A 12493-nucleotide genomic window follows, 5' to 3' on the forward strand; every position below is an offset into this window, starting at 1 on the left:
AACGAGCATTTACCATTCACTATGTAATATTTCGTCGGCTAGCTCCCCCTCTCCCGGAGGGGAGGGGGCCGGGGGGTGGGGTGAACACCAGCACGACGGGCGCCTGCAAGGCGCCCCTACCGCGCGGGTTCGTATTTGGCCATTTTCAGCACCTTCTTATACTCCACAGGGAACACCTTGCGGAACTTGCCGGCGGCTTCCTGCCAGTTGCCCAGCAGGTAGGCCGCCAGCTGGCTGCCAGTGAGGTGCTGGTGCTTGCGCAGCAGCGTCTGGATGTGGTCCTCATCCTCGGTGTCGAGGCCCTCCAACTCCACCATTTCCATGTTGCAGTTCTCGCGGAAGGTGCCGTCTTCGTCGTACACCCAGGCAATGCCGCCGCTCATGCCGGCCGCGAAGTTGCGGCCAGTTTTGCCCAAAATAAGGGCGCGGCCACCGGTCATATACTCACAGCCGTGGTCGCCTACCCCTTCCACCACGGCGGTGGCGCCGGAGTTGCGCACCGCAAACCGCTCGCCGGCTTGCCCGCGCACAAACAGCTCGCCGCTGGTAGCGCCGTACAACGCCACGTTGCCGATCAGGATGTTCTGCTCCGGCACAAAGCCGCTGTTCTTGTCGGGGTAGATGGTGAGCTGAGCACCGCTCAGGCCTTTGCCCACGTAGTCGTTGGCCTCACCTTCCAGTTCAAACGCCAGGCCCTTCACGCAGAACGCACCGAAGCTCTGCCCGGCCGAGCCAGTGAACTTGTAGTTGAGGGTGTTTTCGGGGAGGCCGGCGGCGTGGTAGCGCTTGGTAATTTCGTTGGAAAGCAGCGTGCCCAGGGTGCGGTCGGTGTTCTTGACCGGGAAGGTTGCAAATACCGGCTCGCGCCCTTCTAGGGCTGGTTGGGCGTGCTCCAGCAACTGCCAATCCAGGATATTGTCGAGGCCGTGGTCTTGGGTTTCGCTGTTGTAGAGGGTGCCGCCGCCAGGGTTCAACACCAACTGCAACATACCCGACAGGTCGATGGTACGAGCCTTCCAGTGGTCGATGTCATCGCGCACTTTCAGGTACTGCACCTTGCCAATCATCTCGTTCACCGTGCGGAAGCCCAATTCGGCCATAATCTCGCGCAATTCCTCGGTCATAAACCGAAACAGGTTCACGATATGGTCGGCCTGACCGGTGAACAGCTTGCGCAGCTCGGGGTCTTGGGTGGCAATCCCTACGGGGCAGGTGTTGAGGTGGCATTTGCGCATCATCACGCAGCCACCGGCAATGAGGGCGGCCGTGGCCACGCCCCATTCCTCGGCGCCCAGCAGAGCTGCCACGGCCAGGTCGCGGCCGGTTTTCACCTGGCCGTCGGCTTGCAGCACTACGCGGCTGCGCAGGCGGTTGCGCACCAGGGTCTGGTGCGCTTCGGCCAGGCCCAACTCCCAGGGTAGGCCGGCGTGCTTGATAGAGCTGATGGGCGAGGCGCCCGTGCCGCCGTCGTAGCCGGCAATCAGGATGGCGTCGGCGTGGGCCTTGGCCACCCCGGCGGCAATGGTGCCTACCCCTGCCTTGCTCACCAGCTTCACGTTGATGCGGGCGGCGCGGTTGGCGTTCTTCAGGTCGAAGATCAACTGGGCTAAGTCCTCAATAGAATAGATGTCGTGGTGGGGCGGGGGCGAAATCAGCCCTACCCCCGGCGTGGAGTGGCGCGTCTTGGCAATCCACTCGTCTACCTTATGGCCGGGCAGCTGGCCGCCCTCGCCGGGCTTGGCACCCTGCGCCATCTTGATTTGCAACTCGTCGGCGTTGGTGAGGTAGTGCGCCGTCACGCCGAAGCGGGCCGAGGCAATCTGCTTGATGGCCGAGCGCATGGAGTCGCCGTTGGCCATCTTTTCGTAGCGCATGGGGTCCTCGCCACCCTCGCCGGTGTTGCTCTTGCCGCCAATGCGATTCATGGCAATAGCCAGCGTGCTGTGCGCCTCGTGCGAAATGGAGCCAAACGACATGGCGCCGGTAGCAAAGCGGTGCATAATGCTTTCAGCCGGCTCTACCTCACTCAGCGGCACGGCGTTGCGGTGCTTGGCAAAGTGCAACAAGCCCCGAATGGTGAAGGCCTTTTCGGTCTGCTCGTTGATGAGACGGGCGTACTTCTGGTACGTCTTGTAGTCGTCGGTGCGGGTGGCGTATTGCAACAGGTGCACCGTTTGAGGGTTGAACAAGTGCGCTTCGCCCCGACGCTTCCACTGGTAGAGGCCGCCCTCGGGTAGCAAGCGCACCTGCTCGGGCGAGTTGTCGTGGAAACCGTGGTGGTGCTTGTAGAGGGTTTCGCGAGCAATTTCATCAAGGCCCAGGCCACCAATGCGCGTTACGGCGCCGCAGAAGTAGCGGTCTACTACCTCCTGGTTGAGGCCCAGAATCTCGAACACCTGCGCGCCGTGGTACGATTGCAGGGTAGAGATGCCCATCTTGGAGAAGATCTTGAGCAACCCATCGCACACCGCCTTGATGTAGTTTTTCACCAGCGCGGGCGCGTCCAGCTTCGTTTCAAACTGCCCCGCGGCCTGCATGGTCTTGATGGTGGCCAGCGCCAAGTAGGGGTTGATGGCCGTGGCGCCGAAAGCCAGCAAACAGGCAAAGTGGTGCACTTCCCACACGTCGCCGGCTTCCACTACCAGGCCCACGGCCCCGCGGTAGCCCTTCCGAATCAGGTGGTGGTGCACGGCCGACACGGCTAGCAGCGACGGAATGGCGGCGTGCTCCGAGTCCAGGGCGCGGTCAGACAGAATCAGCACTTCAAAGCCGTCCTCCACCGCGTCCTCGGCATAGCGGCACAAGCGGGCCAAACCAGCCTCCAAGGAACCGGGCTTGCCATCAGCGCGGAAGTAGGTTTGCAGGGTCTTGGCATTGAACATGCCCGTATCGATGCTGCGCAGCTTTTCCAGCTCGGTGTTGGTGAGCACCGGCTGTTGCAGGGCCACGCAGTGGCAGTGCATCTTGTCCTCGTCCAGGATGTTGCCGTTGTTACCCATGAAGGTCGCCAGGCTCATCACCAACCGCTCCCGGATGGGGTCGATAGGTGGGTTGGTTACCTGGGCAAAGAACTGCTTGAAGTAGCTGCTCAAGTGTTGCGGCCGGTCCGAGAGTACCGCCAGCGGCACATCGGTACCCATCGAGCCAATGGGTTCCTTGGCTTCCAGGGCCATTGGCTTAATGAGCGTGTCGATGTCCTCCCGGCTGTACCCAAACACTTGATGGTATTTGAACACAGCCTCCGCGTTGAGGCCAGTGAAAGCCAGGCGCGGCTCGGGCAGCTCCTCCAGCCGGATTTTATAGTTTTCCAGCCATTGCCCGTAGGGTTGCCGGCTGGCAATGTGGTGCTTGATTTCCTCGTCGGTGATGATGCGGCCGGCTTCGATATCTACCAGCAGCATCTTGCCCGGCTGCAAGCGGCCCTTGCGCACAACAGTGTGCGCCGGAATATCCAGTACGCCAGCCTCGGAGGCTACAATAATGCGGTTATCATTGGTAATGGTGTAGCGCAAAGGGCGCAGGCCGTTGCGGTCCAGCATCGAGCCGATGATGTGGCCGTCGGTGAAGGTGAGGGCGGCGGGGCCGTCCCAGGGCGCCATCAGGGTAGCGTTGAACTCGTAGTACGCTTTTTTCAGCGCGTCCATCTGGTCATTGCCATCCCAGGCCTCGGGCACCAGCATGGTCATCACCTGGGGTAGGGAGCGGCCCGAGTGCAGCAGAATCTCAATGATGTTATCCAGGCAAGCCGAGTCCGACTGGTTGTTATCGATAACGGGCAACAGCAATTCCATTTCCTCCGGCGTGAAGTAGGCCGAGGAGATGGAGCGCAGGCCGGCGTAGAACCAGTTCAGGTTGCCGGTCAGCGTGTTGATTTCGCCGTTGTGGGCCAGCATTCGGAAGGGCTGGGCCAGCTTCCAGCTAGGGAAGGTGTTGGTAGAGAAGCGCGAGTGCACCATGCCAAACGCCGATACCACCCGCGCATCCGACAGGTCGGGGTAGTAGGAGCGCACCTGGTAGGTGGTGAGCTGACCTTTATAGACAATGACGCGGCAGGAAAGCGAGGTGAAGTAGAATGTCTCGTTGCCCAAATCCACCGTCTCGTTCACGCGCTTGTTGATGGCGCGGCGCAGCACGTAGAGCTTGCGCTCAAAATCGTCGTCGGTGGCTAAGCCGGTGGGGCGGCCAAAGAACACCTGCTCCACGTGCGGCTCGGCCGAAAGCGCCGTTTCGCCGATACCGGCCGGGTTGACGGGCACTTTGCGAGAACCCAGCACCGGCACGCCCAATTGGGCAGCTACTTCTGTAATAATAGTTTTGCAGGCGGCGTAGGTGGCAATGCGCTTGGGTAGGAACAGCATGCCTACCCCATACTGGCCCGGCTCGGGTAGGCGCACGGCCTGGTCAATGCATTCATCGAGCAAAAACTCGTGCGGGAGCTGGAACAAAATGCCCGCCCCATCGCCCGAGTCGGAATCGCAGCCACAGGCGCCTCGGTGCTCCATGTTCTCGAGCATGGTGAGGGCATCGGAGATGGTTTGATGGGATTTTTGTCCGTCAATGGCCGTTATAAAGCCCGTGCCGCAGGAGTCGTGTTCGAATTCCGGACGGTACAGTCCCTGCTGGTTGTCACCGGTAAGTTTCATCGCGAAAGAATAGCCTGATACCGCAACCAGAAGTAGTGCAGCCTAGCTAAAAATTTAAGTTATAACAAAATGTTCGATTTGCCATACGGGTAGCTTGTTTTAGTGGTATTATTTATATTATTTTCAATAAAAATGGGTTTTTTCGATAAAATGATGCTTCAGTTATAAGTGCTCTTAGCATGATGAAGATACTGCTGCTCATCCTCCAGTTGCGCCCGTCAACTGCTCTCGCGCGCTCCCGGAACGACGACGCTGCGTAACAGCAGTAACTAAAAAAAACGCCACGCAACCCTGCGTATTCCTCAGGGTGCGTGGCGTGGCGTGCGTAAGGCCTTGGAGCTAGGGCTACCGCAGCTGCTCTATTACAAATTTACTCGGCGTATTATAATAGTAAATACTCGCACTTGGTGTGGTGCTGCTGATGCATAGTAGGCCGTTGCTACCATCCTGGAACAAGCGGTACGGGTAGGCTTTCGTTTTGATGGAGCGTGTTTGCACGTAGTTATTGTTGGTGTACACCTCCACGCTTTTGGTGCTAGTGCCTGCGTAGATATATCGCTCGGCGGCATCAATAAGGAAACTGGTGTAGGCCAGATTCCCCTTCGGTAGGCTTGCCTCGTAGCCCTGGGAAATAGAATAGATAACGCCCGACGAAGACGACAAGTACTTTCGGCTCGAGGGAAACAGCTCGAGGATGTTGGCATCCAGCGGATAATTGCTGTAATAGCCTTGAGACTGGTTGAGTAAATCGCCTTTTGGAGAAAAACTGTAGTACTGCTGGTTGCTGCTGCCTATGCTCAGCAACTCAGTGTCCGTGTTGGGAATACGCTTGAGGCGCGGGTTACCGCTGGTATAATAGGTGCTCTGCGATACCAGCGTTTTAGAGGCCCGGCTGTATACTTGAACAGGACGATACGGCCAAGACGAGTTGTTGGCCGCTACAAATAGCAGGTCATGATTGGCTACCACGCACGTAGCCGGCGAGCCGACGTTAAGCTGATCAATCTTGTCTAGCGTCTCTGCATTATAGATAAAAATCCAGCCATCGTTGCGCGGCACATACAGCTCCGGCGTGCCGTTGTAGGTAGCAAAATCGCAGTACCCGATAGTGGCATCGGTTTTAATGGATTTGGTTACTTGACTTTTGGCAAGATCATATTGTGATATTTTGCCGTCATTCTCGAAAAAATATAATACTCTTCGCTGACTGTCAAACTGAACATCAAACGGAACGGCATTGATAATTTTAATCTCCGGGCGCTTGTGTGTAACGATGTTGCTGGTAACCGTCTGTCCGGAGGTCAATACGCCCACCACCTGGTATTCGAGGGTAGGTACATACGGCACGGCGTCATCCGTAAATCCGGTCGCCAGTGAGGAGCCGGAAGGAGGATAAAAACGATTTAAAATACTTTCTGGTCCATTTGTTTCCTCACGTCGCACTACTCGGTATTCCTTTAGGGTAGCATCTTCCAATTTGGACCAAGTCAGTTTAATAGAGTCGCCGGCCAACACTAAATCCTGCAATACAATTTTGTCGGAGTAGCTTTTTGGCTCATCCGCATCATCTTCTTTTTGACAAGCAAAAAGCGTTAATAAAAGCAAGAAAAACGGTAATAATCTGGGCATTGGTAAAAGAGGTGAAATGAAAATAATTATAAAACAAAGTTATTGGAAACAGGGTAAACAAATAAAATAAGTCTATGCTATTTCTACGTGCCGCTTGCGCGTGCGCGGGCTACCCAGTCACCACCGGCAACGTGAAACAGAATCGGCTGCCGCTGCCCAATTCGCTCTCCACCCACAGCCGCCCGCCCTGGGTAGTAATGAACTCGCGGGCGATGCTCAGACCCAGGCCCGAGCCACCCCGGTATCCTGCTTTGTCCGGAATCTGGGCGAAGCGCTGGAAGATGCGCTCGTGGTGTTCGGCGGCAATGCCAGGGCCATGGTCCACTACCTGCACCTGCACAAAGCCGCCGGTGGCGGTGGCAGTTACGGTCAGTACTTCTTCACTAGGCGAATAGCGAATGGCGTTGGCAAGTAAGTTAATGAGCACCCAAGTGGTCTTTTCCACGTCGGCACGCACGGCGGGGAGGGTAGGCGGCAGTTCCAACTCTAGCCGGAGCTTTTTGTCAGTGAGCTGAGGACGCACGGTATCGGTGGCGTAAGCTACGATTTCGGCCAGGCTAGTAGGGCGCATATCAAGCTGAATGCCGGCCCCGGCATCGAGGCGCGACACGGCTAGCAACTCGGCCACCATACGTTGCAGCCGCTGGGTTTCCTGGCGGATGTGGGTGGTTACGCGCTGGCGCTCGTCGGCGGGTAGGCGCTCATCCTGAAGCAGGCGGGCGTTCAGGTTGATGCTCGATAGGGGCGTTTTCAACTCGTGCGACACCGTAGCTAAGAAATCAGACTTCACCTGATCCAGCTTTTTGAAATCCGATACGTTGCGCAGGGTCAGCATTTGGCCTACCAACTCGGTTTTGTCGGTGGCCTCATTATAAGAAACGAGGTCTTGCGCGGCCAGCTGATAAAACGCTTCCTCGCCGCGCTGGGCAATGTGCAGCAGAGGAGCTGCCGCCACGGCCGCAGCCTGGTTGGGCGCATCCAGAGGTAGGAGGAGCGTGTGCAGCAAATCGTTTTCGAGGCGCATCTGAGTCGCCGACTGGCCCACGAGCCGGGTGGCGGGTAGGGCCAGCAGTTCGCACATCACGGGGTTGGCCAGCAGAATCCGCCGGTTTTCGTCGAGCAGCAACAGGCCTTCGTCCAGGGTGTCTACGATGCTGGCGGCGCGGTTGCGCTCCGTAATCAGCTCGGCGGTGGTGGAGGTGCGGTACTCGCGCAGTTGGGCCAGCATCTGGTTGAAGGCCCGCGCTACCTGCCCAAACTCGTCGCGACTTTCCTGCGGAATGGTGGCCGAAAAGTTGCGCTCGGTGGCGTGGCCCAGCGCGGCCGTGAGCTTGCGCAGAGGCTGCACGGCTATTTCGGGCACGCTGCTCGCCAGTGCCAGCGCCAGCAATGTGGCTAAGGTGATGAACACTAACAGGTTACGATTGGACCGGTCGGTGCGTTGGTTGGCGGCTTCCGTTTTGCGGGTAAGCGCCTCCGTGTTCAGGGAAATGACGCGGTAGGTAAGCGCCCGTAGCTCCACCAAGGGAGATGCGGCAGCTGATTGCAATTGACCATTTTGCGCAGCCTGTTGGGTTCGCACTAACTGTTGCGTGCCACGCACTAGCGCATCGGCTACCTGCTGCTCGCCGGGCTCGGTCACGTTGCGGGCCTCCTGCTGCACCAGATTCATCAGCTGGGCGGTACCGGTGGTGTCTTGGATGGGCTGCCCAGCCAGCTGGTCGAGGCTGCGGAGCATGCGGTGGCCTAGCTCCAGAGAGTATACGTTGGCCGTGAGGGCATCGCGGGAGCTACGGTCGAGCTGGCGCAGCGAATACCACGCATATCCCCCAATGCTGAGCACGAGCAGCAGCATCGCCAAAAAGCCCAGGTTGATTTTCGTTTTAAGATTCATGATGAAGCTGTTCGGGAAGTCGGTTTGGTCGTGCGGCGCACGACGCGCAATGCTGTCGTCAATACGTTACCAAATACACGTCGAGGGTAGGGGTGGTGCGGGCCACCGCGCGGAGCAAGTCGTGCGTCACGCTACGCCGACTGACCTGCTCCCACAATCCTTTTTCGCCGGTGATGCCGCACACCAGCAGGGTAGCGTTTTTTTCCTGCGCCACTTGCCGAATGGCGCCTACCACGTCATTGTCCTTCACCCGCAAAATCTGCGCGCCCAGCTCGGTAGCTAGCTGTAGGTTTTTCAATAGGTGCCGCTGGGTAGCTAGCCCGATGCGGTCGGCGGTTTCGCGGGCAGTTTGCACGTAAAGCACGTACCACACGGCCGCGCCCAGCTGATCGGCCAGGCGCGAGGTTTTGCGGATGATTTCGCGGGCAGCGCGCTCGTTGGAGTTGATGCAGGCCAGCAGCCGGTCGTCGGTGCGGCGGGGGGCGGCCACGGCGGGCGCGCCGCCGGCATCGGAAGCCACCTGCTGGCCCAGTAGCTGCGCTACCTCGCGCACGGCCAAGCGCCGGAGCTGCAACAGATTTTCGGCCTGAAAAAAGCCGTTGAGGGCAGTGGGTATTTTGGCGGCGTGGTAGATGCGGCCTTCCTCCAGGCGGGTGCGCAGTTCACCCACGGTCAGGTCCACGTTCACCACCTCGTCGGCCTGCCTCAGGAGGCGGTCAGGAATGCGCTCGGTCACGTCGGTGCCCGTGATGCGCAGCACCTGGTCGTGCAGGCTTTCCAGGTGCTGCACGTTCACGGCCGTAATTACCGAAATACCCTGCTGCACCAGGTATTCCACGTCCTGCCAACGCTTTTCGTGGCGCGAGCCGGGCACATTGGTGTGGGCCAGCTCATCCACCACCACCACCTGCGGGCGGCGCTGCACAATGGCTTCCAGGTCCATTTCTTCCAGTGCCTTGCCTTTGTAGAACAGCTGCTTGCGCGGCAGCAGAGGCACGTTGCGCAGCTGGGCCACGGTGCCGGCGCGCTGGTGCGTTTCGATGTAGCCCAGCAGCACATCCACGCCGTGCTGGTGCAGGTCGTGGGCTTCTTGCAGCATGCGGTAGGTTTTGCCTACCCCAGCGGCCAGGCCCAGGTACACCTTCAGGGTACCGCGGCGCTTGGCCTGCACAAGGTGCAGAAACCGCTCGGCAGACGTATCGCGCAGGGCTTGCTCGGTGCTGGTCATCGGAGAAAGATTAGTCGCGGGTGAGGTGTAGCTCGGGGCGCGGCGGCATGTGCAGCGGCACGTTTTCCACGGTAAAAGTGCTATTGTCGAGGCCGAAGCTTTCGGTTTCGGATGCGCCCAGCCGCTTCAGCCACCCGTGCAGGCGCAGGGCCATGCGCTGCCAACCGCGCAGCAGGTACTGGTAGGGTAGGGTTTTGTTGAGGATGATAAACTGAAAATCGCCGGTTACATCCTGCCCCCGTAGCGACTCGAAGCGCGACGTGATATCGACCTCGCGCCGCTGCACCAGCTCGGTTACCACCTGGCGGAACATGTAGTTCAGGGCATGATCAACGCGGAAGCCCAGGTAAAAGTCGATGCGAACCAGCTCGTTGGGCAGCACGTGCGTAACGTGGTAGCGACGCGTATACGGCTCGTCGGTCGTCGTCACGTGCACCAGGTAGTACACATCGGCCCGCTTAGGGCGCTTCTTGAAGATGCTGTGAATCACCCCGTTCTCTACCAAATCAGGGTTTTCCGATTTAGTGAGGTATACCAAATGGGTAGCGTATTTGGGCACCGAATGGTCGTTGCTGAGCTGGCGGAGCAGGGGTACCCACTCCGCCAGACCCGTAAACTCGGTCAGCTCGTTGCGAATCCGTTGGCCGGCTATCCAGCTCAGCATCACCAGCAGCAACACCACGGCCAGCAGCACGCTCAACCAGCCGCCGTGAGCAAACTTGGCCAGGTTGGCTATCAAAAATGAGCCTTCAATAAGGAGATACGTGCCAATCAGCGTCACAATCCAGCCAACGGCCGTGCGGCGCAGGCGCAGATAATAGGCAAGCAACACGGTGGTCATGAGCATGGTGACGGTAACGGCCAGCCCAAACGCGGCCTCCATCCGGCCCGACTCGCGGAAGTAGAGCACCACGCCCACGCAGCCGGCGCAGAGCAGCCAGTTCAGGCTGGGCACGTAGGCCTGGCCGCGCAGCTCGGTAGGGTACTGCACCCGTACCTTGGGCCAAAAGTGCAGCCGCAACGCCTCTATCACGAGCGTAAACGAGCCCGAAATCAGGGCCTGTGATGCAATGATGGTAGCCAGCGTGCACAGCCCGATGGCGGGTAGTAGCGCCCACTGGGGTAGCAGCAAAAAGAACAGATTTTGTTCGCCCAACGGTGGCCCCAGGTGGCGCAGCAGCCACGCGCCTTGCCCTAGGTAGTTGAGAATCAGGCACGTTTTGACGAAAGTCCAGGAGCCGTAGATGTTGCGCCTACCCACGTGGCCCATGTCGGCGTACAGCGCCTCGGCCCCGGTGCTGCACAGGAAGATGGAGCCCAGCAGCCAGAACGCGCCGGGCACCTGCGTAATCATAGCCAAGGCGTAGTGCGGACTGAATGCACGTAAAATGCTGGGCTCCTGTACCAGATGCACCACGCCTAGCACAGCCAGCATCGAGAAAAACAGCGCCATTACCGGCCCGAACAGCTTGCCAATGATTTGGGTGCCAAATTGTTGAAACGCAAACAAGGCCACCAGAATGGCTACCACAATAGGCACCGTGTTCAGGTCGGGTTTCAGGATGCGCAGTCCTTCTATGGCCGATGCCACGGAAATAGGCGGCGTAATGATGCCATCGGCCAGCAGGGCCGCCGCCCCCACAATGGCCGGGAGGTAGAGCCGCCGTACCGGCAACTGCCGCAAGCGGGCGTACAGCGCCAGAATGCCGCCCTCGCCGTGGTTATCGGCCCGTAGCGCAATGAGCACATACTTCACCGTGGTCAGCAGCGTGAGCGTCCAGATGACGCAGGAGATTGTGCCCAGTACCACAGCCTCCGTCACGGGCTGGCTCACAAATACGCCCCGCACAGTGTACAGCGGCGAAGTGCCAATGTCGCCGTACACAATGCCCAGCGCCACCAGCAAGCCCGCCGCCGTCACGCGCTCGTGCACGGAAGTAGTAGCAGAGGGGGAGACGACGGGGGAAACAGCAGTGCTCATGAGAAGGTAGCGGATTGTCCGCCGCTTAGAACGACAGCGCCACGCTGGTGGTCAGGTTGCCGTAGTTGCGGCTAAAACCGTCGTCGTGCTGAAAAATGGCGTTGCGGGCGCGCAGGTAGCGGCCCTCTACCCGCACGGCCACGTTGGGGGTAGGCAGGTAGTCGAGGTTGAGGGAGCCGCCGCTGGTGCGGAAATCCACGTCGGTGCGGGCCGGCGTGATGTTGTTGATGAACACCCCACGCTCGGCATAGTAGTACTCGCCGCGCAGGGTAGTGGAAAATTGGTCGCTGAGCTGGTATTTCACGAAGGCCGCGCCGGTATGCCACGTGTCGTAGCCGCGGCGACCCTGGCTCTGCTGCTTGCCCACATCAAACACGCCCGCCACGCTCAGGCGGCTGGTAGCGGCGTAGGTGAGGTAGAAATCGTGGAAGTAGCGGCGGCGGATAACGGAGTCCTGGGGCTGCTCGTTGCCGTAGAACGTGCTGCTGTTGAGAAGCAGCTTGTCCGTGATTTTCCACTGAATTTGGGTGCCCAGGGCCTTGGCTTGGTTGGTTTCGCGGATGTTCTGCCAACCGTTGAGCACCAGGCCCGTGAGCGTGAGCTGCGGAGCCACCTCGTAGGTGAAGCGGGCCCCCGACTCGTAATACGGTGAGTTTTCGGCCATCAGCGAGCGGGTCAGCGTCCAGTTGTCCTTGCTCAACGCCGACTCAAACCCAATGTGCGAGCCGAAGATGCCCACATCGAGCCAGGCTTTGGCAAACGGCCGGAAGCCTGCGTACGCCTCGAATACGTGCTTGAGCACCTGGTCTTCGGCGGCATAGTTGGCACTCACGTAGGTGCCCGCGTGCAGCCCCACGGCCCCGCGTACCCGGTCGTTGTTGTAGCGCACGCCCACCAGTGCCTGGTTGATGGTAAACTCGTTCTGGCGGTCGTGGGAATAGAGGAACGCGGGTCGGTCGTGGGTGGCGGCGTGGTTGAAATCGTAGCCGTAATAGCCATCCACGAAACCGTAGAAGGTGAGAGGGGTAAGCGTAGGCGTGGCCTGGGTGGTATCTGTTTGAGCCAGTGCGGCGGGGCCGATTAGGGCCGCAGCCACCAGCAATGCAACGTGTTTCATG

At 59.4% G+C, this 12493-nt stretch carries 6 protein-coding genes; all 6 read right to left on the reverse strand.

The features are described 5' to 3' along the window. Positions 1-116: 116 nt before the first annotated feature. On the reverse strand, positions 117-4643 hold the full coding sequence (gene gltB, locus F1C16_RS04975; RefSeq protein ID WP_185283252.1) for a glutamate synthase large subunit: 4527 nt from the start codon (positions 4641-4643) through the stop codon (positions 117-119). 345 nt (positions 4644-4988) lie between these two features. Next, entirely contained in the window at positions 4989-6272 is a 1284-nt protein-coding gene (locus F1C16_RS04980) for a hypothetical protein (RefSeq protein WP_185283253.1), read from the reverse strand. Between the two features lie 109 nt (positions 6273-6381). Further along, positions 6382-8166 (reverse strand): ATP-binding protein, encoded by a 1785-nt coding sequence (locus tag F1C16_RS04985; protein WP_185283254.1) that lies wholly within the window; start codon positions 8164-8166, stop codon positions 6382-6384. A gap of 58 nt (positions 8167-8224) precedes the next feature. Further along, positions 8225-9394, reverse strand: a complete 1170-nt coding sequence (locus F1C16_RS04990) for a sensor protein KdpD (RefSeq protein WP_185283255.1) — start codon at positions 9392-9394, stop codon at positions 8225-8227. A gap of 10 nt (positions 9395-9404) precedes the next feature. Beyond that, positions 9405-11375: a KUP/HAK/KT family potassium transporter gene (locus F1C16_RS04995; protein ID WP_185283256.1), complete on the reverse strand. Its 1971-nt coding sequence runs from the start codon at positions 11373-11375 to the stop codon at positions 9405-9407. A gap of 25 nt (positions 11376-11400) precedes the next feature. After that, on the reverse strand, positions 11401-12492 hold the full coding sequence (locus tag F1C16_RS05000; RefSeq protein WP_185283257.1) for a porin: 1092 nt from the start codon (positions 12490-12492) through the stop codon (positions 11401-11403). Position 12493 lies beyond the last annotated feature (1 nt).

This window comes from Hymenobacter sp. NBH84 (assembly GCF_014217645.1).
GTDB lineage: Bacteria > Bacteroidota > Bacteroidia > Cytophagales > Hymenobacteraceae > Hymenobacter > Hymenobacter profundi.